The organism is Limimaricola variabilis (assembly GCF_034371605.1).
GTDB classification, from domain to species: domain Bacteria; phylum Pseudomonadota; class Alphaproteobacteria; order Rhodobacterales; family Rhodobacteraceae; genus Limimaricola; species Limimaricola variabilis.
Genome location: NZ_CP139691.1, coordinates 2,769,078 through 2,795,904, shown reverse-complemented (window position 1 = coordinate 2,795,904; position 26,827 = coordinate 2,769,078). Strand labels below are relative to the sequence as shown.

Annotated in this window: 25 protein-coding genes and 1 pseudogene; 8 read left to right on the top strand and 18 right to left on the bottom strand. The window is 68.6% G+C overall.

Annotation, left to right across the window (positions count from 1 at the left end; translation table 11 throughout):
• Window positions 1–143 precede the first annotated feature (143 nt).
• Window positions 144–3,020 carry a PAS domain-containing protein gene (locus T8T21_RS13955; protein ID WP_322336018.1) on the top strand — a complete coding sequence of 959 codons (2,877 nt, stop codon included), beginning with the start codon at window positions 144–146 and terminating at the stop codon, window positions 3,018–3,020.
• Window positions 3,021–3,106: 86 nt separating this feature from the next.
• Here the strand turns inward: T8T21_RS13955 and T8T21_RS13950 are convergent, their stop codons facing one another.
• The 3 genes from T8T21_RS13950 to T8T21_RS13940 form a co-directional block, all read right to left on the bottom strand.
• Entirely contained in the window at window positions 3,107–4,648 is a 1,542-nt protein-coding gene (locus T8T21_RS13950) for a tripartite tricarboxylate transporter permease (RefSeq protein WP_183472341.1), read from the bottom strand.
• A 10-nt stretch (window positions 4,649–4,658) separates the two neighbouring features.
• Complete coding sequence (locus T8T21_RS13945) at window positions 4,659–5,090, bottom strand: tripartite tricarboxylate transporter TctB family protein (RefSeq protein ID WP_183472344.1); 432 nt, start codon at window positions 5,088–5,090, stop codon at window positions 4,659–4,661.
• 69 nt (window positions 5,091–5,159) lie between these two features.
• Window positions 5,160–6,149, bottom strand: coding sequence for a Bug family tripartite tricarboxylate transporter substrate binding protein (locus T8T21_RS13940; protein ID WP_322336017.1), 990 nt, complete (start codon window positions 6,147–6,149; stop codon window positions 5,160–5,162).
• Between the two features lie 153 nt (window positions 6,150–6,302).
• Between T8T21_RS13940 and T8T21_RS13935 the strand changes: the two genes are divergently transcribed.
• The 3 genes from T8T21_RS13935 to T8T21_RS13925 are packed head-to-tail and all read left to right on the top strand — an operon-like array spanning window position 6,303 to window position 9,392.
• Window positions 6,303–6,974 carry a response regulator gene (locus T8T21_RS13935; RefSeq protein WP_183472350.1) on the top strand — a complete coding sequence of 224 codons (672 nt, stop codon included), beginning with the start codon at window positions 6,303–6,305 and terminating at the stop codon, window positions 6,972–6,974.
• A complete protein-coding gene (locus tag T8T21_RS13930; RefSeq protein WP_322336016.1) occupies window positions 6,967–8,328 on the top strand; it encodes a sensor histidine kinase in 1,362 nt (453 codons plus the stop codon). The genes T8T21_RS13935 and T8T21_RS13930 overlap by 8 nt, the downstream gene beginning before the upstream one ends.
• Window positions 8,325–9,392: an ABC transporter substrate-binding protein gene (locus T8T21_RS13925; RefSeq protein WP_322336015.1), complete on the top strand. Its 1,068-nt coding sequence runs from the start codon at window positions 8,325–8,327 to the stop codon at window positions 9,390–9,392. The genes T8T21_RS13930 and T8T21_RS13925 overlap by 4 nt, the downstream gene beginning before the upstream one ends.
• A gap of 3 nt (window positions 9,393–9,395) precedes the next feature.
• Here T8T21_RS13925 and T8T21_RS13920 read toward each other — a convergent pair whose 3' ends face one another.
• The 9 genes and pseudogenes from T8T21_RS13920 to T8T21_RS13880 all read right to left on the bottom strand — a co-directional run bounded on the left by T8T21_RS13920 (window position 9,396) and on the right by T8T21_RS13880 (window position 18,007).
• Complete coding sequence (locus T8T21_RS13920; protein WP_322336014.1) at window positions 9,396–9,728, bottom strand: c-type cytochrome; 333 nt, start codon at window positions 9,726–9,728, stop codon at window positions 9,396–9,398.
• A gap of 262 nt (window positions 9,729–9,990) precedes the next feature.
• Window positions 9,991–11,235, bottom strand: a pseudogene (locus T8T21_RS13915) (PQQ-dependent sugar dehydrogenase); the annotation flags it as partial.
• 76 nt (window positions 11,236–11,311) lie between these two features.
• On the bottom strand, window positions 11,312–12,322 hold the full coding sequence (locus tag T8T21_RS13910) for a YeiH family protein (RefSeq protein WP_322336013.1): 1,011 nt from the start codon (window positions 12,320–12,322) through the stop codon (window positions 11,312–11,314).
• Between the two features lie 99 nt (window positions 12,323–12,421).
• Window positions 12,422–13,480: a TRAP transporter substrate-binding protein gene (locus T8T21_RS13905; RefSeq protein WP_322336012.1), complete on the bottom strand. Its 1,059-nt coding sequence runs from the start codon at window positions 13,478–13,480 to the stop codon at window positions 12,422–12,424.
• A 44-nt stretch (window positions 13,481–13,524) separates the two neighbouring features.
• Window positions 13,525–14,814 carry a TRAP transporter large permease gene (locus T8T21_RS13900; RefSeq protein ID WP_183472368.1) on the bottom strand — a complete coding sequence of 430 codons (1,290 nt, stop codon included), beginning with the start codon at window positions 14,812–14,814 and terminating at the stop codon, window positions 13,525–13,527.
• Window positions 14,814–15,404, bottom strand: a complete 591-nt coding sequence (locus tag T8T21_RS13895; RefSeq protein ID WP_322336011.1) for a TRAP transporter small permease — start codon at window positions 15,402–15,404, stop codon at window positions 14,814–14,816. The genes T8T21_RS13900 and T8T21_RS13895 overlap by 1 nt, the downstream gene beginning before the upstream one ends.
• 52 nt (window positions 15,405–15,456) lie before the next feature.
• Window positions 15,457–15,966 (bottom strand): flavin reductase family protein, encoded by a 510-nt coding sequence (locus T8T21_RS13890; RefSeq protein WP_322336010.1) that lies wholly within the window; start codon window positions 15,964–15,966, stop codon window positions 15,457–15,459.
• Window positions 15,963–16,853 carry an aldo/keto reductase gene (locus tag T8T21_RS13885; RefSeq protein WP_322336009.1) on the bottom strand — a complete coding sequence of 297 codons (891 nt, stop codon included), beginning with the start codon at window positions 16,851–16,853 and terminating at the stop codon, window positions 15,963–15,965. The genes T8T21_RS13890 and T8T21_RS13885 overlap by 4 nt, the downstream gene beginning before the upstream one ends.
• Window positions 16,853–18,007, bottom strand: coding sequence for an LLM class flavin-dependent oxidoreductase (locus T8T21_RS13880; protein WP_322336008.1), 1,155 nt, complete (start codon window positions 18,005–18,007; stop codon window positions 16,853–16,855). The genes T8T21_RS13885 and T8T21_RS13880 overlap by 1 nt, the downstream gene beginning before the upstream one ends.
• A gap of 96 nt (window positions 18,008–18,103) precedes the next feature.
• On the opposite strand from T8T21_RS13880, the gene T8T21_RS13875 reads away from it, so the two are divergent.
• The 3 genes from T8T21_RS13875 to T8T21_RS13865 all read left to right on the top strand — a co-directional run bounded on the left by T8T21_RS13875 (window position 18,104) and on the right by T8T21_RS13865 (window position 21,043).
• Window positions 18,104–18,805 (top strand): GntR family transcriptional regulator, encoded by a 702-nt coding sequence (locus tag T8T21_RS13875; RefSeq protein WP_322336007.1) that lies wholly within the window; start codon window positions 18,104–18,106, stop codon window positions 18,803–18,805.
• 10 nt (window positions 18,806–18,815) lie between these two features.
• Window positions 18,816–19,949, top strand: a complete 1,134-nt coding sequence (locus T8T21_RS13870; protein WP_183472385.1) for a Gfo/Idh/MocA family protein — start codon at window positions 18,816–18,818, stop codon at window positions 19,947–19,949.
• A 137-nt stretch (window positions 19,950–20,086) separates the two neighbouring features.
• Window positions 20,087–21,043 carry a calcium/sodium antiporter gene (locus tag T8T21_RS13865; RefSeq protein ID WP_322336006.1) on the top strand — a complete coding sequence of 319 codons (957 nt, stop codon included), beginning with the start codon at window positions 20,087–20,089 and terminating at the stop codon, window positions 21,041–21,043.
• Window positions 21,044–21,060: 17 nt separating this feature from the next.
• On the opposite strand, the gene T8T21_RS13860 is transcribed toward T8T21_RS13865, so the two are convergent.
• The 5 genes from T8T21_RS13860 to T8T21_RS13840 all read right to left on the bottom strand — a co-directional run bounded on the left by T8T21_RS13860 (window position 21,061) and on the right by T8T21_RS13840 (window position 24,900).
• Window positions 21,061–21,288 carry a WGR domain-containing protein gene (locus T8T21_RS13860; protein ID WP_183472404.1) on the bottom strand — a complete coding sequence of 76 codons (228 nt, stop codon included), beginning with the start codon at window positions 21,286–21,288 and terminating at the stop codon, window positions 21,061–21,063.
• A gap of 89 nt (window positions 21,289–21,377) precedes the next feature.
• Window positions 21,378–22,694, bottom strand: a complete 1,317-nt coding sequence (locus tag T8T21_RS13855) for a TRAP transporter large permease (protein ID WP_322336005.1) — start codon at window positions 22,692–22,694, stop codon at window positions 21,378–21,380.
• Window positions 22,694–23,248, bottom strand: coding sequence for a TRAP transporter small permease subunit (locus T8T21_RS13850; protein ID WP_183472410.1), 555 nt, complete (start codon window positions 23,246–23,248; stop codon window positions 22,694–22,696). The genes T8T21_RS13855 and T8T21_RS13850 overlap by 1 nt, the downstream gene beginning before the upstream one ends.
• A gap of 81 nt (window positions 23,249–23,329) precedes the next feature.
• Window positions 23,330–24,343, bottom strand: coding sequence for a TRAP transporter substrate-binding protein (locus T8T21_RS13845; protein WP_322336004.1), 1,014 nt, complete (start codon window positions 24,341–24,343; stop codon window positions 23,330–23,332).
• Complete coding sequence (locus T8T21_RS13840) at window positions 24,340–24,900, bottom strand: gluconokinase (RefSeq protein ID WP_322336003.1); 561 nt, start codon at window positions 24,898–24,900, stop codon at window positions 24,340–24,342. The genes T8T21_RS13845 and T8T21_RS13840 overlap by 4 nt, the downstream gene beginning before the upstream one ends.
• A 92-nt stretch (window positions 24,901–24,992) precedes the next feature.
• Here T8T21_RS13840 and gntR point away from each other — a divergent pair, with 92 nt between their 5' ends.
• On the top strand, window positions 24,993–26,003 hold the full coding sequence (gene gntR / locus T8T21_RS13835; protein WP_322336002.1) for an HTH-type transcriptional regulator GntR: 1,011 nt from the start codon (window positions 24,993–24,995) through the stop codon (window positions 26,001–26,003).
• Between the two features lie 3 nt (window positions 26,004–26,006).
• Here gntR and T8T21_RS13830 read toward each other — a convergent pair whose 3' ends face one another.
• Entirely contained in the window at window positions 26,007–26,753 is a 747-nt protein-coding gene (locus T8T21_RS13830; RefSeq protein WP_322336001.1) for an alpha/beta fold hydrolase, read from the bottom strand.
• Window positions 26,754–26,827 lie beyond the last annotated feature (74 nt).

Here is a 26,827-nt window from a genome sequence, read left to right as displayed (position 1 = left end):
CCTAGATCATTGTGGTTCAGCCACGTAAACGCAACTGGTAATTATTCTTGACCAGATGGCCGCTGCGTCTAGACCCGCCCCCGGCTTGCTAGCGGCCGCAATGCCGATATATCTGGCGGGCTGGCAATCGCAGGAATTTCCCGATGACGCTCGACATCAGCGCAGTCTTCGAATCGGCCGCGACAGCCTACATGCTGATCGATCGCGACCTGCGCTATGTCTGGGTGAACCGGGCCTATTGCGAGGTCACGGGGCGCAAGCCGGAGCAGCTGGTGGGCCAGTACCTGCCCGACGTGTTTCCGGCCGAAGGCGAAGCCCAGGCAATGCTGCACGCCTCCTTCGAACGGGTCTTCCAGAACGGGCGGACCGATCACCTGCCCTTCATCCCCTACCCGATCGCCAGGGCGGGCGGAGAGATCGAGCACCGCTACTGGAGCGCCACCCACACGCCGATCCCGGGCGATGACGGCCGGGTGCAGTACCTGCTGCAGAACACCCACGACGTGACCGACCTCTACATGCGGGCGCATCAGGCCGAGGCCGAGGTCGCGAAGCGCGCAGATCTCGACGAAGGCGAAGTGCTGATGCGTGCCGAGAGCGTGGCGCAGCAGAACCTCGAGCTTGGCATGGCAACCCGGTTCTTCGAAACCGTGTTCGATCAGGCACCGAGCGTCATCGCGATCCACTCGGGGCCGGAGCACGTCTTCCGCCTCGCCAACCGCGAATACCGCAGGATCGTGGGCGAGCATCGCGATCTGATCGGCCGACGCGCCAGCGAGGCGCTGCCGGAACTGGCCGATCAGGGTTTCCTCGACCTGCTCGACAACGTCTATCGCAGCGGCGAGCCGGTGACGCTGCGCGACGTACAGGCCTTCATCTACAACGAAGGCGGCCCGCCGACCGAGATCTTCGTCGATTTCGTCTACCAGCCGCTGTTCGGGCCGAACGGCCGCAGCATCGGCATCCTGGTGCAGGGACATGACGTCACCGCCCAGCACCGTGCGGTGGCCGAGCTGCGCAATGCTGAGGAGCGGTTCCGTACCTTGGCGCAGAACATGCCCGCCCATGTCTGGACCGCCCGACCGGACGGGATGCTCGACTGGGTCAGCGATCCGATCCACGCCTATGCCGGCACCGAAGACGGCCAGCTCCTGGGCGAGGATTGGGGCCGGATCGTGCATCCCGACGATCTCCCGCGGGTCGTCCCGGTCTGGGAAAGCTCGATCGCGCGGGGCGAGACCTACGAAACCGAGTTCCGCATAAGGCGGGTGGACGGCGTCTGGCGCTGGTTCCTCGTACGCGCGGTCCCGGTGCATGACGCCGAGGGGCGGATCGCGCAATGGATCGGCACCAACACAGATATCGAGGACCGCAGAGCGACCGAGGCCGCGCTGGCCGAGCTGAACGCCACGCTCGAGGAGCGGGTCGAGAACCGCAATCGGGCGCTCGAGGAGATCAACGCGACGCTGCGCCAGAGCCAGAAGATGGAGGCCATCGGCAACCTCGCCGGCGGCGTGGCGCATGACTTCAACAACCTGCTGCAAGCGATCACCGGCTCGTTGCAGCTGGCGCAGCGCGAACTGCCCTCCGGCACGCCGGGCCGCGCCCGGATCGAGCAGGCGATGCGCGCGGTCGATCGCGGAGCGACTTTGGCGGCACAGCTGCTGGCCTTCGGCCGGCGCCAGCCGCTCGAACCGCGCGCGGTCGATCTGCGGCGGATGCTCGACGAGATCGCGCCGATCCTGCGCTCGGCGGTGGGTGAAGGCGTGCGGATCGAAACCCGGCTCACCGATGGGCTGTGGAACACGCTGGTCGACGCCGCCAATCTCGAGAACGCGCTTCTTAACCTGGTGGTCAATGCCCGCGACGCGATGGAGGGCCAGGGCCGCCTGACCATCGCGCTCGACAACGCGATGATCGACGCCGAAGCCGCGCGCGCGATGACCGACGTGGTGCCGGGCGAATATGTGCGGCTTACGGTGACCGACGAAGGCGCCGGGATGACCTCCGAGGTGATCGAGAAGATCTTCGAGCCGTTCTTCACCACCAAGCCCGAGGGCAAGGGGACCGGGCTCGGCATGGCGATGGTCTATGGCTTCGTGAAGCAGTCAGGCGGGCATGTCGCGATCGAGAGCGCGCCGGGCCGAGGCACCACCGTGCGGCTCTACCTGCCCCGCTCCCTCCGAAGCGAGGCACCTGCGACGCTGCGCGCCGCAGGGCCGGTGACCGGCGGCGACGAGACCGTCCTTCTGGTCGAGGACGACGCCGACGTCCGCGCCGTCGCGGCCGAGATGCTGCGCGAGCTGGGCTATGAGGTGATCGAGGCCGGCGATGCCGATGCCGGGCTGGAGTTGATCGAGGCGGGGCGCCCCTTCGACCTGCTGCTCACCGACGTCGTCATGCCCGGCAAGGTGACCAGCCGCGAGATGGCGGAGCGGGCGCAAAAGCTGCGGCCCGGCCTGCCGGTGCTGTTCGCCTCCGGCTATTCGCGCGACGCCATCATGCATGACGGGCGGCTGGACCGGGGCATCCAGCTGCTGCCCAAGCCCTATCGCCGCGAGACGCTGGCCCGGCGGCTGCGCGAGTTGCTCGACGCCGCCGAGGCGGCGCCGCCTTCCGTCCCGGAGGCCACGACCGCTTCGCCCTCCGCGCCCGACGACGCGCGGCCGGGCTTTGGCGGGCTGCGGGTGGTGGTCTGCGAGGACGACACCTTCATCCGGCTCGATCTGGTCGAAATGCTGACCGCCGCAGGCGCCGAGGTGCGCGAGGCCGCGACCGGCGCGCAGGCGCTGGCGCTCCTCGAGGAGGCTCCGGCCGATCGGCTGCTGATCGATGTCGGCCTGCCGGATCGCTCCGGCCTCGACGTGGCGCGCGCCGCGGTGGCGCTGCAGCCCGGCCTTCCGGTGATCTTCGCCACCGGCCGCGAGAGCGTGCCGGGCTCCGAGGATCTGCCGCAGGCACGGGTGCTGACCAAGCCCTTCGGGCAGGAGGCGCTGTTGCGGGCCGTGGGCGGAAGTTGAATGCGAAGGGGCCGCGCCTCGCGGCGCGGCCCCTGTCCTGTCACTTGCTCGGTTCGGGGCTCTTTGCTCCGCCCCGCTGATGATCATCAATCGGTGATCGCCGCCTCGCGCTCGGCCGCGCCGCGCATCCGCGCCTTGACCACGCCGCCTACGAAGATCGGCAGCACGAAGCCGACGATCGCGACCGCCCAGAGCGCCAAGGTCAGCCAAGAGCCAAACAGCACCGAGTAGTCGCCATCGGCGATGGTCACCGCGCGGCGCATGTTCACCTCCATGGCGTTGCCCAGAAGCGTGCCGAGGATCACCGGCACCAGCGGCACGTCGAGCTTGCGCAGCAGCCAGCCGGCGACGCCGAAGGCGATCATCACCATCAGGTCGAAGCTGGAGCCTGAGATGCCGTAGATGCCGACGAAGGAGACCATCGCGACGATCGGCATCAGGATGCGCGGCGGCACCATCAGCACCCGCACGAACAGCCCCACCATCGGGATGTTCATCGCCAGCAGCATGAAGTTGCCGATGAACAGCGCCGCGATCAGGCCCCAGACCACGTCGGGGTTCTGGGTGAACAGCAGCGGGCCGGGCGTGATGTTGAGCGACAGCAGCACCGCCAGCAGCACCGCCGTGGTGCCGGAGCCGGGCACGCCCAGCGCCAGCATCGGCACGAGCGCGCCGCCGGCGGCGGCGTTGTTGCCAGCCTCGGGGGCCGCCACGCCGCGCGGGTCGCCGGTGCCGAAGGTGTTGTCGCGATCGACCAGCTTCTTCTCCATCGAATAGGAGATGAAGGAGCCGAGCGAGGCGCCCGCGCCGGGGAGCACGCCCGCGATGAAGCCCAAGATCGTGGTGCGGATCATCGTCGGCGTGCAGGATTTCAGCACTTTCCAGGACGGGGTGATGCGGCCGATATCGAGCTTCGGCGCCGTGCTGGCGTCCTTGTCGGTGCCACGATGCTCGAGGAAGATGAACACTTCCGACAACGCGAACAGGCCGACGATGGCGACGAGGAAGTCGATGCCGTCATAAAGGTGCACCTCGCCGAAGGTGAAGCGCGGCACGCCGGTCTGGGTGTCGACGCCGACCATGGCGAGGCCGAGGCCCAGCGCCGCGGCGAAGGCCGACTTGGCTTGGTTGGTCGAGGACACGCCGCCCAGCGTCATGAAGGCGAGCGCGAAGAGCGCGAAGTACTCCGCCGGCCCGAACAGCAGCGCCACCTTCACGAGCTGCGGCGCCAGCAGCACGAGGCCCCACGTCGCAAAGAAGGCACCGACGAAGGAGGCGACGCCCGACAGCGCCAGTGCCTCGCCGGCGCGGCCGTTGCGGGCCATCGGATAGCCGTCGAGACAGGTCATCATCGCCGGTTCGTCGCCCGGAATGTTGAGCAGGATCGACGAGATCCGCCCGCCATACATGGCGCCGTAATAGACCGAAGTGAGCAGGATCAGCGAAGGCGTCGCGCCCAGGCCCAGCGTGAAGGCCAGCGGGATCAGGATGGCGACGCCGTTGGACGGTCCGAGACCGGGAAGCGCGCCCATGATCGTGCCGAGAAAGCAGCCCATCAGCGCGAGGCCGAGATTCTGCCAGGTGAGGGCGACAGCGAAGCCGTCGCCGAGTGATGCGAGCAGTTCCATGATCGCTCCTTCAGAAGCCCAGGGGCCCGCGGGCGAGGCTGAGCCCGAGGACGAGATGGAAGATGGCGTAGATCCCGAGCGAGGTGCCGACGCCGATCAGCACGCTTTGCAGCGGCGACGAGCCGAGCCGCCAGGTCAGATAGGCGGCGGCGAAGGCGGTCGAGATGACGAAGCCCAGCTCGGGCAGCAGCTGCGCGTAGGCGATCATCACCAGCGCCGCGAAGCCGATCTCGGCCAGCCGACCGAGGCGCGGCCATTCCGGCTCGGGATCGGGCTTGATCAGGAACCAGATCGAGGCCAGCGCCATGACGGCGGCGATGCCATAGGGAAAGGCGCGCGGCCCGACCGCGTCGGACATGAAGCTGTCGGGGATCAGGGTGGCGCGCCAGATGTAGAGAAGCGAGAGCATCAGACCGATGCCGCCGAAGATGCGATCGCTCATGCGACCCTCCCGGAATTGCGGAACGGGGCGCGCCGGTAGGCGGCGCCCCGTTCCTGCCCCTTGGGGCGGTTACTGGATGATGCCGATCTCTTTCGACAGCTCGGTGATCTCGTTCACCGATTCCTGTACGAAGGCCTGGAATTCCTCGCCCTGCAGGTCGAGCGGCGCGAGGCCGTTGGCTTCCATGATCGCCTGCCATTCCTCGCTGGAATAGAGCTGGTCGATCGCGCCGGACCAGTAGTCATAGGCCGCGTCCGACATCTCGCCCGGGCCGTAGAAGCCGCGCCAGTTGGCGCCGACCGCGTCGATGCCCTGCTCCTTGGCGGTCGGGATCTCCGAGAACTCGCCGGCGAGCCGCTCGGGCGCCAGAACGGCGAGGACGCGGATGTCGCCCGATTCGATGAAGCCGGTCGATTCCGACAGGTCGCCGGTGAAAGCCTGCAGCGAGCCGCCCAGCAGCTGCGTCACCGCCTCGCCACCACCGTCGAAGGCGATGTACTTGACGCCGCGCACATCCTCGATGCCGGCTTCCTGCGCCGCGATCAGCACCTTGAGGTGATCCCAGCCGCCCACGGCCGAGCCGCCACCGATCGACACCGAGGTCGGGTCGTTCTTGATCATCTCCATCAGCTGCGGCAGGTCCTGCACCTCGCTGTCGGCGGAGACCGCGATCACGCCGTAATCGGCGCCGACCGAGCCCAGCCAGCGCACCTGATCCATGGTGTTGCCGGGGTAGGCGTTCTGCGCCAGCCGGGTCGCGGTGGCCGAAGAGGCCGCAACGATCAGGTCATTGTCGTCCTTGCGCTTGTTGACGACCTCGGCAAAGGCCACGCCGCCGCCGCCGCCGGCAAGGTTGACGACCTGCATGGTAGAGGGGATCAGGTCGAGATCCTGCAGCGTCTTGCCGACCTGGCGGCAGGTGAAGTCCCAGCCGCCGCCCGGGTTGGCGGGGGCGATGCATTCGGGGTTCTCGGGCGTGAAGTCCTGCGCCATGAGCGCGGCGGGCGCGGTGCCCAGAAGAGCGGCGGCGATCAGGCCGCGGCGGAACGTGGTGGTCATGTCTGTCCTCCCTGTGGTCTTGGCCGTCCGGAGCGCTCTCCGGCAACCTCGTCCGCCCTTGTGCCGCGCCAAGCTGTCATCAAGCTGTCATGCGGGCCGCGCGGGCTTCTTTCCGCGCCGCCCTGCCCCTATGCTGGGCAGCCGGAGGATCGCATGCGGATATTGATCGTCGAGGACACGCCGGACGTCGCCGAGGCCGCAAGCGCGAGTCTGGGCCGCGCGGGGTTTGCCTGCGACGTCGCGCCGACCCTGGCCGACGCCCATGCCTGCGCCGGGATCACCGGCTACGCGGCGATCGTGCTGGACCTCAACCTGCCGGACGGTTCGGGCCGCGACTTCCTGCGCGAGCGGCGCCGCGCCGGCGATCGGACCCCGGTGCTGGTGCTGACCGCGCAATTCTCGGTCGACGAGCGGGTGGCCGCGCTCGACGACGGCGCGGATGATTATCTGGTCAAGCCCTTCGACCTGCGCGAACTAGAGGCCCGGCTGCGGGCGCTCACCCGCCGCGAGGCCGGGCGGGCCGAGAACCGGATGGTGCTGGGAGGGCTCGACTTCGACCCCGGCGCGCAGAGCCTGCGGGTCAACGGCGCGGCGGTGACCGCGACGCGGCGCGAGCTGGCGCTCCTCAACCTGCTGATCGCCAATCGCGGGCGGATCATGCCCAAGGACCGGCTGTTCGACGGGCTGTTCGGCTTCGAGAACGCCGATGTCGGCACCAACACGATCGAGCTCTACGTGGCGCGGCTGCGCAAGAAGCTGGCCGGCTCCGGCGTGTCGATAGAGACCCACCGGGGGCTGGGGTACCGGCTCGATCTCGATGGCTGAGAGCCGGACCTGGTCGCTCAAGGCGCGGGTGGCGCTGGCGGTCGGCGCGGTGCTGATCCTCGGCGGCGTCGTCGTGCTCTCGGTGGCGCTTTCCTATGGCGGGCGCGCGGCCCGCGAGGCCTATGACCGGCTGCTTTTGGGCGCGGCCAACGACATCGCCGCCGCGATCACCATCCGCGACGGCGCGGCACTGGTCGACATGCCCGCCTCGGCCTTCCAAATGCTGGCGCTCGCCCCCGAGGACCGGATCCGCTACCGCGTCACCGGCCCGGACGGCGCGACGCTCACCGGCTCGGAGGACGCCCCGCCCCCGCCCGAGCGGCGCGCCGGCGGCGGGCCGGTGTTCTATGACGGCGCTCTCGGCACCGAGCCGGGGCGCTACGTCGCCGTCACCCGCCGATTTGCCGAGCGCAGCTTTTCCGGGCCGGTGCGGGTGATGGTCGGACAGACGCTCAGGGCGCGACAGGCATTGGCACGCGACATCGCCGGGGGCGCTCTGGCGGTGCTGGCGGCGGCCGGCCTTGCCATCGGGCTCTTTGCCTGGCTGGCAACCCGATCGGCGCTACGCCCGCTGCAGCGGCTGGGCGCGGCGCTGGCCCGGCGCGACCCGACCGATCTCACCCCGATCACCCTGCCGATGCCGACCGAGATCGCACCCGTGCTGGGCGCGCTCAACGGCTTCATGGGTCGGCTCGATCGGCAGGTGGCCGCCACGCGAAACCTGATCGGCGATGCCGCGCACCAGCTCCGCACGCCGGTGGCGGCGATCCGCGCCCAGGCGCAGGACGCGCAGGAGGAGCAGGACCCCGCGCGCCGCGCTCGGCTTTTGGCAAGAATACACGAGCGCAGCATCGGGCTGTCGCAACTGCTCGACCGGATGCTCGACCGGGCGATGATCATCCACCGCACCGACACCGCGCCACGCGCCGCGGTCGACCTGCGCGACGTCGCGCTGGAGATCTACGAGGCGCTCGAGGACATGCCGGGCGGGGCGATGATGCGGCTCGAACTGCCGCCCGCGCCGGTGGTGGTGCGGGGCGACGCGCTGTCGCTGGTCGAGGCCGGCAAGAACCTCGCCGCCAACGCCCTCGCCCATGGCCGCGCGCCGATCCGGATCGGCGTCGCGCGGGACAACCGGGTCGTGCGGCTCTATGTGCGCGATGCCGGGCCGGGACCGGGCGCCGCGATCCTCGAAGGCATGGGCGCGCGCTTCGCGTCGCACGCGCCGGGGGGCGCCGGGCTCGGCCTCGCCATCGCGCGCGAGGTGGCACAGAGCCATGGCGGGACGCTGAGGCTCGGCCTGTGCGAGGACGGCTTCGAGGCGGCGCTCTCGCTGCCGAAGGCGGGCGCATGATCCGCGCCGCGCTCCTCGCCCTGACGCTCATGGCCGCGCCCGCCGCGGGACAGGAGCTGATCCGCGACTTCGGGGCGCCCACCGCGACAGAGACGCTGCGGTTGCGCTCCACCACCGATATCGCGGTGCTGGGCCCGGTGATCGAGCGGTTTCTCGAAACCCGGCCGGGCCTGCATGTCGCCTACGAGCAATGGGGGTCGAACGCGCTCTACCGGCTGCAGGCCGCGGATTGCACGGCGGCGCGGGTCGGCGCGGATCTGGTGATCTCCTCGGCGGTCCATCAGATGGTCGATCTGGTCAACGAGGGCTGCGCCCGGCCGCACCGCTCTGCCGCGACCGCCACTCTGCCCGACGCGCTGGTCTGGCGCGACGAGCTGTGGGGCGTCACCCGCGAGCCTGCGGTGATGGTCTACAACCGCGATCTCGTGCCGCCCGCGCAGGTGCCGCGATCGCGCTTCGACCTTCTGGACCTGCTGCGCCCGACCGAGAGCCCGTTCCGGACCCGTGTCGCCACCTATGACATCGAGCGTTCGGGCTTGGGCTTCCTCTTCGCCTTCACGGATTCGCTCGAGGCCACCACTTTCGGCGGCCTGATGGAGAGTTTCGGCCGCTCGGGCGCCGTGGCCACCTGCTGCTCGGCCGAGATCATCGACGGCGTGGCCGAGGGGCGTTACCTCGTCGCCTACAACGTGCTCGGCTCCTACGCGCTGGTGCGCGCGCGGCGCGATCCGCGCCTCGGCGTGGTGGCGCCGCAGGACTACACCCTCGTGTTGGCACGCGCCGCAATGATCCCGCGCGAGGCCGGCCAGCCGCGCGCGGCGGCGCAGTTCCTCGACTTCCTGCTCTCGGCCGAGGGCCGCGCGGCGCTGGAACGCGCGGGGCTTCTGGTGCGGCTCGACGGCGAGGACGGCACCGCGCTCGAAATCAGCGGCACGGCCGAGACGTTGCAGCGACCGATCGCGCTCACGCCGGCGCTGCTGATCGCGCTCGACACGCACAAGCGTGCGCTGTTCCGCGCCCGCTGGCGCGATGCCTTTCCCGAAACGGGCGGCACCGCGCCCTGACCCTCACTGCAGGTCGTCGGGGATCGTCGCCGTGACCTCGATCGCGGCGAAATAGGCGGCGATGTCGTCGACCTCCGCGTCCTCGAGCCCTTTGGCGATCAGGCTCATCTGCTCATGCGTCCGGTCGCCGTCGCGATAGGCGCGCAGCTGTTCGGCGAGGTAATCGGCCGGCTGTCCGGCGAGGTTGGGTGCGTCGGGCGCCATGGCGATGCCGTCGCGACCATGGCAGGCGGCGCAGGCCCCGCTCGCGGATTTGCCGGCCTGAGGGTCGCCCTGGGCCATGGCGGCCACGGGCAGAAGTCCGGCCAGGATTGGCCCGATCAGGTATCTCGTCATCAGGTTCTCCGGGGATGGCCCCGCGGCGATGGCCGCGGGGGGCGCATGGGGATCAGTTGCTCGAAGCGTCGTCGGCCTCGCCCTCCATGCCTTCCTGCATGTCGTCCATGTGCTCTTCCATGTTCTCCATGCCTTCCTGCATGCCCTCCATGCCTTCCATGTGCTCTCCCATGCCGTCCATGCCCTCCATGTTCCCCTGCATCGCGCCGTCCATGGCGCCGCCCGGCATGGCCGAGCCGCCGGAGCCGCCCTCGCTGCCGCTGTAGGAGATCCGGTAGATCGCCCCGGCGAAGTCGTCGGACACCAGCAGCGAGCCGTCCTTCATCACCGCCACGTCGACCGGCCGGCCGAGATACTCGCCGGTCTCGGTCAGCCAGCCCTCGGCGAAGACCTCAGGCTCACCGGCCGAGCCATCCTCGTTCACCGGCGTGAACATCACCCGCGCGCCGACCGGCTCGGTGCGGTTCCACGACCCGTGCTGGGCCGAGAAGATGCCGCCTCGGTATTTCTCCGGAAAGCTGTCGGCCGCGTAGAAGGCCATGCCGAGATCGGCGGCATGGGCGGTGTACTCGGCCTCGGGGTTCACCACGTCCGAGGGGATCTCCTCGTCCATGTACTCGTTGGTGCGGGTGGTGCCGCCGCCATACCACGGGAAGCCGAAGTTCTGCCCGGCCGCGGTGATCCGGTTGATCTCGCCCGGCGGGATGTCGTCGCCCATGCCGTCGACCTGATTGTCGGTGAACCACAGCTCGCCATTGGCGGGGTTGAAGTCCATGCCGACCGAGTTGCGGATGCCGCGCGCATAGACCTCACGCCCCGATCCGTCGAGGTTCATGCGGATGATGCCGCCGATCCCCTGCTCGTTGTAGAGGTCCATCTTCTCCTTGGCGGGCACGTTGAACGGCTGGCCCAGCGCGATGTAGAGCATGCCGTCGGGGCCGATGTCGCAGACCCGCGCACCATGGTTGAAGCTCTCTTCCGCGACCGGGATCAGCTCGCCCTGCGGCACCACTTCGGCCACCGCCACGTCGGGCGATTCATAGAAGAACTCGGCCGCCGGGAACATCAGCACGCGGTTGTGCTCGGCCAGCACGAGGAAGCCGTCGGGGGTCATGCAGGGCCCGTTGGGGACGGCGAGATCGAGCGCCGGGGCGAATTCCTTGACCTCGTCGGCAACGCGGTCGCCATCGCGATCGGTCACCGCCCACAACTTGTCCTTGCGGGTGCCGACGAAGACCACCGGAACCGAGTTGCCCAGCGCCATGTGGCGCGCGTCAGGCACTATCGCGAAGAGGTCGATCTCGAAGCCCTCGGGCATCTCGATGTTTTCGAGGATGGCCTTGAGCCGCTCAGCCTTCTCGCCGGTCTGCTCGATCTGCGGAATGTCGAGCGAGGTACCGGTGGTCCGGAATTCGCGCATCTTCTGCAGGCTGTCATCGCTGCTCTGCGCCAGCGCCACCAATGGCAAGGCGGTCGCCATCAGCAAGGCGGTCGTCACTCGTTGAATACGCATCGTGTCCTCCCTCACTTTACGTTAGGGAAAGATGAACCCCGCTCCGGGTCCGGTCAACAAATATTACCACCTAGCCGATCAGCGCGACCCCGACGCCGAGCACTACGGCGATGAAGGCGGTCTGGGCTGCGACCATGGCAATGGCCGGGCCGCCGACATCGAGCAGCCGCTTGAGCGAGGTCTTCATGCCGACCGCGGCGATGGCGGTGAGCAGCGCCCAGCGCGACACCGCGCTCGCGGCCTCGGCGAACCAGCCGGGCAGCAGCCCGGCCGAATTCAGCGCCGCCAGCGCCAGAAAGCCCAGCACGAAGCCCGGCACCAGCGGCGGGCGCGTCGCCCCCTCGGGAGTCCGGCTGCGCATCACCACCGCCGCGACCAGCACGATCGGCGCCAGCATGGTGACGCGGATCAGCTTGACCAGGGTCGACAGGTCGCCGGTCTCCTCCGAGACCGAGTAGCCCGCCCCCACCACCTGCGCGACGTCGTGGATCGTGCCGCCGAGGAACACGCCGGTCTGGCGGGCGTCGAAGCCGAGCCGGTCGGCGAGGATCGGATAGGCGATCATGGCGAGCGTCGAGAGCATGGTGACCGAGACCACGGTGAAGATCAGGTCGCGCTCGCCCTCGTCGCGCTTCGGCAGGACGGAGGAAATCGCCATCGCCGCCGAAGCGCCACAGATCGCCACCGCGCCGCCGGACAGAAAGGCAAAGAGCCGGTCGCGGCCCAGCGCCCATGCCGCGAGGATCGAGGCGCCGATGGTGGCGAGAACCCCGCCGGCGATCAGCCCCAGCAGGCCCGGCCCCAGCTCCTGCACCATGCCGGTCGAGATCCGGACGCCCAAGAGTGCCACGCCGATCCGCAGCAGCCCCCGCGACGCAAAGGCGATGCCCGGCGCGCTGCGCGGCTCCTCGGACAGGAAGGCCAGAGCGATGCCCAGAAGGATCGCCATCAGCATCGCCGGCGCGCCGTAATGCTCGGACAGGAACTGCGCCGCCATCGCCACCAGCGCGGCCAGCGCCAGTCCGGGAAACAGCGTCCGCGCGGAGTCGGTCAGGCGCGGCAGGGCGAGGGCGTTCTGCACGGTGGGGGTCTCCGGCGTGGTGGGGGTGCGAAAACGGCCCCCGAAGGGGCCGGGTCAGGGGGGCGGCGGGCCGCCCCCCTTGGGATCATTGGCCGCGCGTCATTCCATGTCGGCGGCGCGGGCGGCCTCGAGCTCGCTCTCGGCTTGGGCCACGGCGGCGGTCAGCGCCTCGTAGATTTCCGGCCCGCCTTCGACATTGGCGGTGAACCACTCGTAGACCGGCTGGGCGGCCTCGGCGAAGGCGGCCTTCTGCTCGGGAGTCGGCACGTAGAGGTCGCCGCCGCCGGCCACGAAGTCCTCATAGGCCTGGATCGACTTGCGCTTGGGCGAGGCGAAGGTGGCCTGCTGCAGTTGGTAGAAGCCGTCGACCACGACGCGCTTCATGTCGTCGGGCAGCTCCTGGAACCGCTGGTTCGACATCCACCACAGCGCGCCCATGTAGGCGTGGCCGTCGAGCGTGACGTATTGCAGGCCCGCATCGGGGAATTTCATCGACATGATGTCGGTGATGCCGTTCTTGGTGCCCTCGACCACGCCGGTCTGCAGCGAGGTGAACAGCTCGGGCCACGGGATCGGCGTCGGCGAGGCGCCCAGCGCGCGCACCAGCTCCTGCGGCAGGTCGGCGACCACGGTGCGGATCTTCAGCCCTTCGATGTCGGCGGGCTCCGCGATCCGGCGCTGGGTGTTGGCGAAGTTGCGCCAGCCGCCGGTGTTGCCGATCGTCATCAGCCGGATCGAGTCGCCCGAATCCTCGAGCGCCATGTCGCGCATGGTGCGGGTGAAATCGCCCGAGAGCACGGCCTCGGCCACGCGGTCGTCGGCCATCACGTAGGGCAGGTCGAGCACCTGCACGTAGGGAAACAGGCCCGAGGCGCCGCCCGAGGTCGAGATGTAGATGTCGATCGACCCGTCGGCCACGCCCTGCAGGCACTCCGCGCCGTTCGAGCACAGCTGCGTGCCCATGAAGATCTCGACCTCGATGGCGCCGTTGGAGGCCGCCTCGACGTAGTTCTTGAACACCACGAGACCGTCGTAATCCTCGTCGTTCTCGTTCGAGTTGGCGGTGGCGCGCAGCTTGATGTCCTGCGCCAAAGCGGGCAGCGCGGTCCCGGCCAGAAGCGCGGCGAGGCCGGCGGCCTTGAATGTGGTGCTGAGCATGGTGTCCTCCCTTTTGCTCTCGTCGTCTTTGTTCTTGTCGTCGTTCAGTCGGCGAAGCCCGTCAGGCGCGGGATCGTCATGGATATCTCGGGCACGAAGGTGATCAGCATGATCACCAGGATCTCGACCGCGAGGAAGGGCAGGATCGCCTTGGAGATGGTCTCGACCTTCTCGCCCGAGACCGAGGCCGCGACGAAGAGCACCAGCCCCATCGGTGGCGTCGCCAACCCCACGGTCAGGTTCACGCACATGATGATCGCGAAATGCACCGAGTCGACGCCCAGCCCGGTGAATACCGGGCCGAGGATCGGACCGAGGATGATGATCGCTGGGCCCGCGTCGAGGAACATGCCCACCGCGAACAGCAGCAGGTTGATCAGGAACAAGAGCAGCAGCGGATTCTCTGTCAGGGTCAGGATGAAGTCGGCCAGCATCTCCGGCGCGTGGGAGAGCGACACCACGGTCTTGAACGACATCGCCGCGCCGACCAGCAGCAGCACCACCGCCGAGGTGATGCCCGCCTTGGACAGCACGTCACCGAGCTCCGAGAACTTCAGCGTCCGCAGCACGAAGAGCCCGATGATCAGCGCGTAGGCCACGGCCACGGCGGCGGCCTCGGTCGGGGTGAACACGCCCGACAGGATGCCGCCGAGAATGATCACCGGCGTCAGCAGCGGAAAGAACGCCTTGAGCGAGGCCTGCCCGCGCTCGCCCCAGCTGTGGCGGCGCGAGGCGACCGGGAAGTCGTAGCGATCGGCCATGATCTTCACCAGGACCATCAGCCCGACGCCGACCAGCATGCCCGGCACGATGCCCGCGAGGAACAGCGCGGCGACGCTCTCGCCCATGACATAGGCGTAGATGATCATGATACCCGAGGGCGGGATGATCGGACCGATGACCGAGGAGGCGGCGGTGATCGCGGCGGCGAAACGGCGGGTGTAGCCCTGCTTCTCCATCGCCGGGATCAGCATCGAGCCCAGCGCCGAGGTGTCAGCCACGGCCGAGCCGGAGAGGCCGGCGAAGAGCATCGATGACAGGATGTTCACATGCGCGAGGCCGCCGCGGAAATGGCCCATCATCGCCTGGCTGAACTCGACGAGGCGCAGGGTGATGCCGCCGCGATTCATCAGTTCGCCCGCGAGCATGAAGAACGGGATCGCCATCAGCGGAAAGCTGTCCATCCCGTTGTAGAGGTTACGGTAGAGAAGCGTGAGGTCGCGCTCCTGGCCGTTCAGCCACAGCAGGATACCGGGGGCGAAGAGCAGGCCGAAGAAGACCGGCAGGCCGACCATCAGGAAGAACAGGAAGACCGGAAGGAACAGGACCAGCATTATTCGGCGCTCCCCAGCACGGGATTACGAACCATGGGCAGCCGGTCGGCCGCGCCGAAGAGCCCCATCAGGGCGCGCAGCATCAGCTCGAGATTGACGAGGATCAGCATCGCGAAGCCCACCACCAGCGACAGCATCATCCAGCTGCGCGGGATGCGGTACCAGCTGTCGAAACCCCACGAGGTCGGCAGGTAGAGCGAGGCGGTATCAAAACGCCCGCCCAGACCGTTCACCTCGGCCCAGCCGATGGTGAGCCCCATCACCAGCACCAGCATGGCGATCGACAGCAGGATCAGCGACAGCAGCGACGACAGCCGCACCGGCAGCGCCATCAGCAGGCTGTCGATGGCGACGAAGCCGCCATGGCGCAGCGCGGTCGGGGCCATCAGCCCGGTCATCCAGAGCATGCAGAAGCGCGCCGCCTCGTCGGGCCATGGCAGCGCGTTGTTGAAGACGTAGCGCATGACGACCTGCAGCAGCGTCACCGCCACCATCACCGCGATGGCCGCGACGCCGATCGCGCGGCCCGCGGTACAGAGCGCCGCATTGAGCCGCCCAAGCGGCCCCAGCACGGCCAGAACTCCTCCCATTCCTCTCCCCTTCCCTCTCGGGTCGCCGCTCCTCCCCCGGAGACGGCGTGTCTCAGTCCTGCGCGAGCCGCACCGGCTTGCCGGCGTAGAAGACCAGCGGCGCGCCGTCGCGAAGCTCGGCCCGGTCGACCCGGCCGACCACGATCACGTGGTCGCCACCGTCATGCGTGGCCTCGCGGGTGCAATCGAAGCGGGCCAGCGCGCCGGGGATCACCGGCACGCCGGAGGCGTTGCACTCGAGGTCGTGGTCGCCGAGCTTCCAGGCGTCCTTGCTGACGCCGAAGCACAGATCGGCCTGGTCGGCGGACAGCACGTGGATCGCGTAATGTGTCGCGTTGGCGAAATGCCCGAAGCGGCGCGAGCCCTTGTCGGGCGACCACAGCACCAGCGGCGGGTCGAGCGACAGGCTCGAAAAGCTGTTGGCGGTGATCGCCACGGGGCCGTCCTCGCCGGCCACCGTGACGATGGTGACGCCGGTGGCGAAGCGGCCGAAAGCATCGCGCAAGAGCCGCGTGTTCTCCGCGTCCGGCACGAAGCCGGTGATCTCGGCCGCCGCGCTCATGGCACTTCGGTGCCGAGGCCGGCCTCGTAGAGCAGGAACCAGGTCTCGCGGTCGAGCTCGACCTTGAGCGCGTCGGAGATCTTCGCGATCCGCTCAAGATTGTTGGTGCCCAGCACCGGCAGGATGCCCGCCGGATGTGCCAGCAGGAAGGCAACCGCGACGGCGGCGCGATCGACGCCCTGGGCGCGAGCGATGCGGTCGAGCCGCTCGGCCACCGGCCCCTGCCCGGTCATCAGGTCGCCTCCGCCCAGCGGAGACCAGGCCATCAGCGGGATATTTCGGCGCTGGTGGAAGGCGAGATCGCCATTGGTGAAGGGCGACAGCTCCTTGAGCGAGATCTCGATCTGGTTGGTGGCGAGCGGCGTCTCCATCGCCGATTCCAGCAGCTCCACGTCCCAGGGACGGAAGTTCGACACGCCGACGGCGCGAACCTTGCCGGAGGCCACCAGCCCGTCCAGCGCGGCGCCGGTCTCGCGGGGGTCCATCATCGGGTCTGGGCGGTGGATCAGCAGCAGGTCGAGCCGGTCGGTGCCCATGTCGCGCAGCGAGGTTTCGACCGCCTGCTCGATATAGGCGCGCGAGGTGTCGTAATGCTTGACCGTCTTGTCGGCATGGCGGCCCATCGGCGCGACGATGCCGCATTTGCTGACGATCTCGATCCGGTCACGCAGCGAAGGATCCTCCTTCAGCGCCGCGCCCAGCACCGCCTCGGCGCCGTAGCCGCCATAGATGTCGGCCTGGTCCATCGTCGTGATGCCCTGCTCGAGGCAGGCGTCGATCTTGGCCCGGACATGGGCGGGCGAGGTGTCGGAATCGTCGGCGATGCGCCACATGCCATAGACGAGGCGGCTCAGCGCCACGTCGCGCGAAATCTCGATACGATCCATCAGCGTCGTTCTCCTGCGCCGAGCGGCGTCTTCGGGGTGCCCGCCGGGACACGGCCATAGGCCTCCGGCAGCGAGCAGGTCTTGATCATCGGCAGCACGCGGGCGCCGAAATGCTTGGCCTCGTCGATATGCGGATAGCCCGACAGGATGAAGGCCCGCATGCCCATCTTCCGGTATTCCTCGAGCTTCGAATAGACTTGGTCGGTCGATCCCACCAACGCCGCGCCGCAGCCCGAGCGGGCCCGGCCGACGCCGGTCCAGAGGTTGGGCTCGATGAAGCCCTCCATGTCGGCCAGCTCGCGGTTGCGCGCCTGGTGCGACACGCCGAGCGAGGTGGCATCGAGCGCCCGCTCGCGGATCGTGCGGCCCTGCTCGTCATCGAGTTCGGAGACGAGGTGCTGCGCGTATTCGCGCGCCTCGGCCTCGGTGTCGCGAACGATGACATGCACCCGCAGGCCGTAATCGAGCGTGCGGTCGTATTTCTCGGCCACCGCGTGCACGGCCCGCATCCGGTCGGCGAGGTCGTCCTTCTTTTCCGGCCACATCAGGTAGACGTCGCAATGCTGGCCGCACAGCTCCAGCGCGTCGGGAGAGTAGCCGCCGAAATACAGGAGCGGGCCGCCTTCCTGATAGGGCTTGGCTGGGTCGGTGGTCAGGCCCTGAAAGTCGTAGACCTCGCCCTTGTAGTTGATCTCGTCGCGGGTCCAGGCCTGCTTGAGGATCTCCACCACCTCGCGCGACCGCTGGTAGCGGAAGCTGCTCTCGGCCTTTTCGCCCGGGAAATCCGAGGAAATGACGTTCAGCGTCAGGCGGCCTTCCAGCATGTGATCGAGCGTGGCGACGGTGCGCGCCAGCATGATCGGCTGCATCTCGCCGCAGCGGATCGCGGCCAGCAGGTTGATCTTGGAGGTGATCGGCGCGCAGCCCGCAACAAAGCTCAGCGTGTCCTGCCCCACCTGGTACGACGACGGGCATAAGATGTTGCGAAAGCCCTGTGCCTCGGCGGTCTTCACGATCTCGGAGCAATGCGCCCAGGAGGAGCGCAGATCGCCCTCGGGCTTGCCCAGAAGCCGGTAATCATCCGAGCAGAGCGCTGCGAACCACGACAGCTCGACCGCGTCGAGATCGGGCGAGGTGATGGGGACGACGGTCATGCAGGGCTCCTCCGGGGCGGCGATTTCCTCTTGCCTAGCAGCCCGCCAAATGCAAATCAATGGTGCATCAATTTCGAGCCACCGGTTTTCGACCCGATGCAAGACGCCCCCGCCGCCCTGCCCCTGCACCAGCAGATCGCCGAACTCCTGATCCGCGAGATCGCGTCGGGACGGCTGGTCGAGGGCGAACGCCTGCCGCCCGAACGGGACTATGCGGCGCGGCTGGGCACCTCGGTACGCACGCTGCGCAAGGCCCTGGCCGAGCTGACCGAGAAGGGGCTGCTCGAGCGGGTTCAGGGCTCCGGCAACTACGTGCGCCGCAACGCCCGGGCCGAGAGCGTCTATTCGATGTTCCGTCTGGAACTGCCGGAGGGGGGCGGGCTGCCGCGCGCCCAGCTCCTGGATCTGGCAAGGATGCAGAAGCCCGCCGACCTGCCGGAATTCGGCGCCGCGTCGGAAGCGAGCCGGATCCGCCGATTGCGACGGCTCAACGACACGATCATCGCGGTCGAGGAGATCTGGCTCGACGGTGCGGTCGGGACGATCGACCCGGGGAAATTGGGCGACTCCCTCTACCTCTACTACAAGACCCGGCTCGGCTTCTGGATCACCCGGGCCGAGGATCGGGTGACGGTCGGCGCGGTGCCCGACTGGGCGCCGGAGGCGTTCACGCTGCGCCCCGGCACGATCACCGGCTACATCGAGCGGCTGAGCTGGGCGCAGGGCCCCGCCCCGGTCGAATTCTCGCGCACATGGTTCGACACGGCGCGCGCCCATTACGTGCAGCGCCTGATCTGAGGGAGGTCACATGACCACGGTCACCAATTACGGCATCATCGGCTGCGGCATGATGGGACAGGAGCACCTGCGCAACATCGCGCTGCTGCCCGGCGCCCGGGTCGCTGCCATCTTCGAGCCTGACGCCGAGATGGCGATGCTGGCGCAGGCGCTGGCACCCGAGGCCCGCATGTGCGACTCGGTCGCCGACCTGATGGCGACCGAAGAGCTCGACTGCCTGCTGATCGCGAGCCCGAACTTCCGCCATCTCGAACAGATGGAGGAGATCGCCCGGCTCAAACCGCTGCCGCTCCTCGTCGAGAAGCCGCTCTTCACCGACCCGGCCGAGACGGCGCGTCTCGCAGCTTTCCGCGACAGCTACCCGGCACCGGTCTGGGTGGCGATGGAATACCGCTACATGCCGCCGATCGCCGCCTTCCTGAAGGAGGCGCAGGCCACCACCGGCGGCATCCGCATGCTGACCATCCGCGAGCACCGCTTCCCCTTCCTCCACAAAGTCGGCGGCTGGAACCGCTTCAACCGCTACACCGGCGGCACCTTCGTGGAAAAGTGCTGCCACTTCTTCGACCTGATGCGGCTGACGCTGGGCGACGAGCCGGTGCGGGTAATGGCCTCCGGCAGCCAGGCGGTGAATCACCAGGACGAGAACTACGAGGGCGTGGCCCCCGACGTGCTCGACAACGGCTATGTCATCGTCGATTTCGCACGCGGCGGCCGCGCCATGCTGGAGCTGTGCATGTTCGCCGAGGGCGCGCGCTACCAGGAAGAGGTGACGGCGGTCGGCCCGCGGGCGCGGATCGAGGCGCTGGTGCCCGGGCCGGGCCGGTTCTGGCCCGAGCATCTGGGTGCGCCGCCGGTGCCGCAGCTCATCGTCAGCCCGCGCGAGCCCAAGGGCCCGGAGATTCGGGAAATCCCGGTCGACCCGGCGCTGCTGGAGGCGGGCGACCATAACGGCTCGACCTTCTACCAGCACGCGCGCTTCCTCGAACTGGTGCGCGGCCAGCGCGGCCGCCCGGAGGTCACGCTCGAGGATGGCTGGGCCGCCGTCGCAATGGGCCTCGCGGCACAGATGTCGATCCGCGAGGGCCGGGCCGTGGCGATGGAGGAGACCGGGCTGATGCCGGCGCGCCTGCGCGCCGCTTGATCACCCCGCTCCACGACTGGTCGCGGCGCGGAATTATTTGCGCGCCGTGACCGGCGAGCGCTTGTCACCCCCCTCCCTGTCATCCCATTTCAGCCGGGGCCGGAACGCGGCCAAGGGACGGTGAAAAGGGAAACGTGATGGAGATGTGGCTGTCGCTGTTGGCAGGGCTGGTGCTGCTCGTGCTCGGCGGTGAGTTCCTGGTGCGCGGCGCGGTGCGGGTGGCCGAGAGGCTGGGCGTGTCGCCGCTGGTGATCGGCCTGACGCTGGTGGGCTTCGGTACCTCGACGCCCGAGCTCGTCACCTCGGTGCAGGCGGCGCTCAAGGGTGTGCCGGGCATCGCCTATGGCAACGTCGTCGGCTCCAACATCGCCAACATTCTACTGATCATGGGCGCGGCCGCGCTGATCACGCCGATCGCCGTGCAGTCCGCCGCGCTCAAGCGCGATGGCGGCGTCATGGTGGCGGTGGCGCTGGGCTTCGCCGCGCTAAGCACCACCATGTCCCTCGGCCTCGGCATCGGCCTGGCCTTCGTGCTGGCGCTCGCGCTCTACATCTACATGGCCTTCCGGCAGGAAAGCCGCGGCGCCGTGCGCGAAAAGGCCGAGGCGGCGCAGGCCACCGACCCCGCACTGGCGCCGAACGGCACGACCTCCCTGCCCGTTTCGCTCCTGACCGCGCTGGGCGGCTTGGCGCTGGTGGTGCTCGGCGGCTACCTGCTGGTCGAGGGGGCGACCACACTGGCGCGCAGCCTCGGCATTTCCGAGACGGTGATCGGCCTGACGGTCGTGGCCATCGGCACCTCGCTGCCGGAGCTGGTCACCTCGGTGATGGCGGCGATCCGCAAGCAGGCCGACATGGCCTTCGGCAACATCATCGGCTCCAACATCTACAACATCCTCGGCATCGCCGGCGTCACCGCCATGGTGTCGCCCGGCGATGTGCCGGCCGAGATCCTCACCTTCGACAACCTGGTCATGATCGCCGCATCGCTCGCGGTGGTGACGCTGGCCTGGACCGGGCTGCGGATCTCGCGCCGCGAGGGTGCGGCGCTCTTGGCGGGCTACGGCGTCTATCTCTGGGCGCTCTGGCCCTGAGGCTTCGGCGCTGAGGCTCAGCGCAGCGCGTAGCCGTGGCGCAGCCTAAGCCGAAGCAGCCGGGTCGCCATGTCCTGCGCCTCGCGCAGCGAGCCCGAGCCGGCCACCCGCACCCGACCCCGCCCGCCGATCCGGCCCCAGCGCACCACCAGCGCCGCCTCGGCAAAGAGATCGGGCGCGAGGCTGATCTCGTAGAAGCGATAGCAGTTGCGGGCCGCGTCGATCTTTTCGAGGTGGATGTCCATGGTGGCGCCCCGGGGTTGCGGTACCACATATAGAAAGGGCCCGCCCCCTGCCTGGCAAGGGGCGGGCCATCACATCCGCGCGGCGCGCCTCAGTAGATGGCGATCGCCGGGAAGATGATCAGCACCGCGACGGCGAGCGCCTGCATGCCGATGAAGGGCAAGAGCGAGCGGAAGATGTCGCCCAGCGAGATCTCGGGCGGCGCCACCGATTTGAGGTAGAAGGCGGCTGGCCCAAAGGGCGGGGACAGGAAGCTCATCTGCATGTTCATGCAGAACACCACCCCGAACCAGACCGGGTCGTAGCCCATCGAGGTGATGATCGGCACGAAGATCGGCATGGTCAGCAGCGCGATCCCGACCCAGTCGAGGAACATGCCCAGCACGAAAAGGAGCGCCATCATGAACAGCAGCACGATGACCGGCTCGTCCGAAATGCCGGTGATCATCGCCGAGACGAACTTGATCCCGCCCATCAGGTTGAACACGCCCACCAGCGCGGTCGCGCCGATGCCGATCCAGACGATCATGCCCACGGTCTGAAGCGTCTGCAGCGCCGCATCGCGCATCAGGCCGAACGTGAACTCGCCCCGGATCATGGTCGACAGCGTCACGCCCAGCACGCCGACTGCCGAAGCCTCGGTCACGCTGGCGATGCCGCCATAGATCGAGCCGAGCACGCCGATGACGACGAGGATCGGCAGGAACAGACCCTTCAGCAACCGCAGCTTCTCGGCCGTGGTGGCGCGCGGCCCCTCGACCACCGGCGCCACGGCCGGGTTGAGATAGGCACGGATCAGCACATAGGCCACGTAGAAGCCCGCCAGCATCAGCCCCGGCACGAAGGCCGCGGTGAACAGGTCGCCGATCGAGACGTTGGCGGTCAGGCCATAGATGATCAGCACGATCGAGGGCGGCACCATGGTGCCCAGCGCGCCGCCGGCGCAGACCACGCCGATGGCGAGGTTGCGGTCATAGCCGAGCCGCAGCATCTGCGGCAGCGCGATCAGGCCCAGAAGCACCACCTCGCCGCCGATGATCCCCGACATCGCGGCGAGGATGACGGCCACCAAGATGGTCTGGATCGCGATGCCGCCCCTGAGCCGCCCGCCGACGAGCCGCATCGCGTCGAACAGGTCGCGCGCGATGCCCGAGCGGTCGAGGATCGCCGCCATCAGCACGAACATCGGTACCGAGACGAAGACGAAGCTGGAGACGAAGGAATAGACCCGGCTGGTGATTAGCGGCACGGCCATCGGGCCGAACCAACCCAGCGCGAAGACCAGCGCCACCAGCAGCGTGACGAAGGCCAGCGGGATGCCGGTGACGAGAAGCACCAGCAGCATCGCGAACATCAGCGCGGTCGCGCCCTCGATCCCGAGCCCCTGGATCGATCCGAAGAAATCCATCAGCGGCGCCCCCGCGCGTAGTTCACGGCCAGGATCGCGAACTGGACCGTCATGATGCCCAGCACGAGCATGAGGAAAATCTTGATCGCGCCGGGATAGACCGGGTCCCAGGCGCTGCCCGAGCGTTCGAGCCTGAAATCACCCGTCGGGGTGAAGGCGGCGCGGCTGACCATGATCCAGGCGGCCCAGGTGAACATCGCCGCCGAAAGGCCGCAGATGATCGAGATCGCCACGTCGAAGGCGCGGCGCATGCGCGGCCCGAGGATGTCGTAGATCAGCACCACCCGGATGTGCCGGTCGCGGGCCGTGCAGTAGAGACCGCCGAAGATGAAGGCGAGCCCCGAGAGGAACACGGTGGTCTCGTGCGCCCAGATCGTCGGACGGTTGAAGAAGTAGCGCAGCACCACTTCCTGGATCAGGATCAGCATGGCGATGATGATGCCGATCGCAAAGACGATGCCGGCGCGGTCGATGGCGCGACCGAGCCAGCCCGCCTCGGCGATCGGCGCGCCCTCGTCGCGGGGCGGCGCGATGTCGGTGTGATCTTCGGTCACTTGCCCTTGTCCCTCGTCATGGTTGAAGCGAAGACGCCCGGACCTGCGGCCCGGGCGTCGCCATCCCTCGTGCCGCGCCCGTTACTCGGCGATCAGGCCATTTTCGCGCAGGTAGCTGGTCAGCGTCTCGTAGACCCGGCCCGCATTCTCGGAACGCTCGGCCACCTTCTCCCACTCGCCCATGGCGATCTGGCGGAACTTGGCGCGCTCCTCGTCGGACCAGTCATGCACGGTGATCTCGCCGCCAGCCTTGGCCTCTTCGACCGCGGCCTCGTCGGCGGCCTTGAGCGCCGCGACCTGGTCCTGGGCGAACTGCTTGACCGACTCTTCCATGACCTGCTTGAGGTCGTCGGGCAGCGCGTTCCACTTCTCGAGGTTCATTGACACCTCGACCAGCGGCATCGAGTGGAAGCCCGGATAGACCGGGTGCGGGGCGACGTCGTGCATGCCCTGCGCCTGGTTGGTCGAGAACACGGTGTAGTCGGCCGCGTCGATCACGCCCTTGTCGAGTGAGGTGAAGACCTCCGAGCCGGGCAGGTTCACCGGCGCCGCGCCGGCGGCGGCGAAGACCTGCTGCACCAGCCCCTCGGGCGCGCGCAGCTTCAGCCCCTTGAGGTCGTCGACGCCCTCGAGCGGCACCTTCGACACGAAGGCCTCGAGGCCCGGGGTGGTCGCACCGATGAAGTGCAGGCCATAGGGCTCGACCAGCTCGTTCATCAGTTCGGCGCCGCCGGCCTCCATGAAGTCGAACATCTGCTGCGGGTCGCTCCAGGCGCCGACGGGGTTGGCGATCAGGCCGAAGGCCGGGTCCTTGCCGGAGAAGTACGAGGTGTCGGTGATGTGACCGTCGAGAATGCCCGCCGCGATCGCATCCTGCGTCTCGTTATGAGCGACGATCGATTCGACAGGGAGCATCTCCACCTCGATGCGACCCTCGGACATCTCCGAGACGCTCTCGGCCCATTCCTTCTGGAGCGCGAAGTTCGGGTTGCCCGCCGGGTCCGAGGACTGGAAGCGGAAGCTGTAATCCTGCGCCACGGCCGCGCCCGAAAGCGTCAGCGCGGCGGCGAGGGTGATGGTGAAAGTTCTGGTCATGAAGTCCTCCTCGGTGTGTTGCCTGCCTGACCGGATTGCTCGGGCCCTCCCTGCAGGCGGGATGAAAGTTCGCGCAGCGCCGCGTCGACCACCTCTTCTGGTGATGGCGCGACGGAAACGGCGATCGCGCCCTCCTCGGGCACGGGCGGCTCGAGCGCCTCGAACTGGCTGTCGAGCAGCGAGACGGGCATGTAGTGCCCCTTGCGCCGCGCCATGCGCTCGCGCAGCAGCGTGTAGTCGCCGTCGAGATAGATGATGGGAAAATCGCCCAGGTGATCGCGCAGCCGCGTCCGATAGGCGCGCTTGAGCGCGGAGCAGGCGAAGACGGCAAAAGGCTCGGTCCGCTCGACCACCTCGGCCACCCGGTCGAGCCAGCCCCAGCGCATCGCGTCGGTCAGCGGCTCGCCGCGCGACATGGCAGCGACGTTCTCCTCGGGGTGCAGATCGTCGGCATCGACATAGACGCCGCCCAGACGGTCGGCGAGGCCGCGCGCCACGGTGCTCTTGCCCGCGCCGCTCACCCCCATCACTAGGATCGGTTCACGCCTGACCGTCATGCCGCCTCCCTTGTCGCAGCCGCTCCCCGCGGCTACGATGACAGCGCTATCATTAGATGACAGCGCTGTCATCCGTCAAGAGGGAGCGTGGCATGGCAAAGCGGGTGACATTGGCCGAGGTGGCGGCACAGGCGGGGGTGTCGCCAATCACGGTCAGCCGCGCGCTGCGGCGGCCCGACACGGTGCAGCCGGAAACCCGCGCCCGGATCGACGCCGCCGTCGCGGCGCTGGGCTACGTCCCTGATCCGGCGGCGCGGGCACTGGCGACCGGCCGCTCCGACGTGATCGGCGTGCTGATTCCGTCGGCCACCAACGCGGTGTTCACCGACGTGCTGTCGGGGATCTACGACCGGCTGGCCGAGAGCCGTTTCGACGTCCAGTACGGCATCACCCGCTACGATCCGGGCACGGAGGAAAGCCTGCTGGGGGTGTTCCTGCGGCAACGCCCGGCCGGGCTGATCGTCGCGGGCATCGACCAGACGGCGGCGGCGCGGCGTCTGCTGGACCGGGCCGGCTGCCCGGTGGTGCAGGTCATGGAGATCGGCGCCGACCCGGTCGACATGATGGTCGGCTTCTCGCATCACGACGCGGCGGCGGCGGCGACACGGCACCTGATCGCGCAGGGCTATCGCCGGCCCGGCTTTCTCGGCGCCCGGATGGACCCGCGCACCCGTCGCCGCTTCGCCGGCTTCCGCGCCGAGGCCGAGGCGGCGGGGATCTTCGACGCCGACCGCTGCGAGACCACCGAGACGCCGTCCAATGTCGGCATGGGTGCGGCACTCCTGCGCGGGTTGCTGGAACGGCGCCCCGATACCGACGCGGTGTTCTGCAACAATGACGACCTCGCGCTGGGTGCCCTGTTCGAGGCGATGCGGTTGGGGCGCGCGGTGCCGGGCGATCTGGGCATCTGCGGCTTCAACGATCTGGAGATGATGCGCGCGGCCGAGCCGCCGATCACCTCGGTCCGCACCAACCGCTTCGAAATGGGAGCCAAGGCCGCCGAGATGATCCGCGCCCGGCTCGAAGGCAAGGATCCGGGCCCGGCTCTCGTGGATCTGGGCAGCGAGGTGCAGGCCCGGCGCAGCACCGAAGGCCCGCGCTAGCGGTCAGTCGAAGCCGAACAGGACGCTGCCGAGGCTGAGCGAGCGGTCGAACCGCCCCTCGCGCAGGAACGCCAGCACCTGCGCCATCACCAGCGGGTTGTTCATCATGAAGGTATGGCTGACCGGCAGGACGATATGATCCGTCGCCCCTTCGAGCCGGGTCGAGGCGACCGAGACCTTGCCGTCATCGGGACCTTCGATCAGCGCCGAGAAGACCGGGTTGAGAGAGGCGTCGCCGGCGATGATCCCGACCTCGTAGGACGGCAGCGGCTCGAGCCGGTTGGGCAGGCTCTGTGGGTCGGTGCCGAGCTGCAGCCCGGCCGGTCCGTTGATCCATTCGAAGGGCTCGAAGCCCCCGAAGACGTCGACCAGCTCGGATCCCTTGTTGGGCGGGGCGAGCATCACCACCCGACCCATCCGCGTGGGGCGGTGATCGGTGAGCCAGAGCCGCGCGAGGATGCCGCCCATCGAATGGGTGACGAAATGCACCCGGCGGTCGCCGCAGGCCGCCACGTCCTCGGGCACGGCATCGACCAACTCCTCGATCCGCGCCTCGGTCGAGGGATAGCCGCGATTGACCACCGCGTAGCCATTGGCTTCGAGCACCTCGGCCATCGGCGCGAGGCTCAGATCGGTGCGCGCCAGCCCGTGCAGGAAGACCACGCAATCGGCGCTCGGTTCGGGCGCGGCGCGGGCGCAGCCCGACAGCAGCAGCAGGCACAGGGTCACGAGGGCGATGGGGCGGGTCATGTGACTGACATAGCGGCGCGTCGACGCCCGCACAGCCCCGCTTGCACCCGCCTCACGGCGGCGTCATGTTGCCC

What these genes read in the sequence shown, in the direction of transcription:
- T8T21_RS13955 (WP_322336018.1), top strand. Translation starts at nt 144, where the DNA reads ATGACGCTCGACATCAGCGCAGTCTTCGAATCGGCCGCGACAGCCTAC.
- T8T21_RS13950 (WP_183472341.1), bottom strand. Translation starts at nt 4,648, where the DNA reads ATGGAACTGCTCGCATCACTCGGCGACGGCTTCGCTGTCGCCCTCACC.
- T8T21_RS13945 (WP_183472344.1), bottom strand. Translation starts at nt 5,090, where the DNA reads ATGAGCGATCGCATCTTCGGCGGCATCGGTCTGATGCTCTCGCTTCTC.
- T8T21_RS13940 (WP_322336017.1), bottom strand. Translation starts at nt 6,149, where the DNA reads ATGACCACCACGTTCCGCCGCGGCCTGATCGCCGCCGCTCTTCTGGGC.
- T8T21_RS13935 (WP_183472350.1), top strand. Translation starts at nt 6,303, where the DNA reads ATGCGGATATTGATCGTCGAGGACACGCCGGACGTCGCCGAGGCCGCA.
- T8T21_RS13930 (WP_322336016.1), top strand. Translation starts at nt 6,967, where the DNA reads ATGGCTGAGAGCCGGACCTGGTCGCTCAAGGCGCGGGTGGCGCTGGCG.
- T8T21_RS13925 (WP_322336015.1), top strand. Translation starts at nt 8,325, where the DNA reads ATGATCCGCGCCGCGCTCCTCGCCCTGACGCTCATGGCCGCGCCCGCC.
- T8T21_RS13920 (WP_322336014.1), bottom strand. Translation starts at nt 9,728, where the DNA reads ATGACGAGATACCTGATCGGGCCAATCCTGGCCGGACTTCTGCCCGTG.
- T8T21_RS13905 (WP_322336012.1), bottom strand. Translation starts at nt 13,480, where the DNA reads ATGCTCAGCACCACATTCAAGGCCGCCGGCCTCGCCGCGCTTCTGGCC.
- T8T21_RS13900 (WP_183472368.1), bottom strand. Translation starts at nt 14,814, where the DNA reads ATGCTGGTCCTGTTCCTTCCGGTCTTCCTGTTCTTCCTGATGGTCGGC.
- T8T21_RS13895 (WP_322336011.1), bottom strand. Translation starts at nt 15,404, where the DNA reads ATGGGAGGAGTTCTGGCCGTGCTGGGGCCGCTTGGGCGGCTCAATGCG.
- T8T21_RS13890 (WP_322336010.1), bottom strand. Translation starts at nt 15,966, where the DNA reads ATGAGCGCGGCGGCCGAGATCACCGGCTTCGTGCCGGACGCGGAGAAC.
- T8T21_RS13885 (WP_322336009.1), bottom strand. Translation starts at nt 16,853, where the DNA reads ATGGATCGTATCGAGATTTCGCGCGACGTGGCGCTGAGCCGCCTCGTC.
- T8T21_RS13880 (WP_322336008.1), bottom strand. Translation starts at nt 18,007, where the DNA reads ATGACCGTCGTCCCCATCACCTCGCCCGATCTCGACGCGGTCGAGCTG.
- T8T21_RS13875 (WP_322336007.1), top strand. Translation starts at nt 18,104, where the DNA reads ATGCAAGACGCCCCCGCCGCCCTGCCCCTGCACCAGCAGATCGCCGAA.
- T8T21_RS13870 (WP_183472385.1), top strand. Translation starts at nt 18,816, where the DNA reads ATGACCACGGTCACCAATTACGGCATCATCGGCTGCGGCATGATGGGA.
- T8T21_RS13865 (WP_322336006.1), top strand. Translation starts at nt 20,087, where the DNA reads ATGGAGATGTGGCTGTCGCTGTTGGCAGGGCTGGTGCTGCTCGTGCTC.
- T8T21_RS13860 (WP_183472404.1), bottom strand. Translation starts at nt 21,288, where the DNA reads ATGGACATCCACCTCGAAAAGATCGACGCGGCCCGCAACTGCTATCGC.
- T8T21_RS13855 (WP_322336005.1), bottom strand. Translation starts at nt 22,694, where the DNA reads ATGGATTTCTTCGGATCGATCCAGGGGCTCGGGATCGAGGGCGCGACC.
- T8T21_RS13845 (WP_322336004.1), bottom strand. Translation starts at nt 24,343, where the DNA reads ATGACCAGAACTTTCACCATCACCCTCGCCGCCGCGCTGACGCTTTCG.
- T8T21_RS13840 (WP_322336003.1), bottom strand. Translation starts at nt 24,900, where the DNA reads ATGACGGTCAGGCGTGAACCGATCCTAGTGATGGGGGTGAGCGGCGCG.
- gntR (WP_322336002.1), top strand. Translation starts at nt 24,993, where the DNA reads ATGGCAAAGCGGGTGACATTGGCCGAGGTGGCGGCACAGGCGGGGGTG.
- T8T21_RS13830 (WP_322336001.1), bottom strand. Translation starts at nt 26,753, where the DNA reads ATGACCCGCCCCATCGCCCTCGTGACCCTGTGCCTGCTGCTGCTGTCG.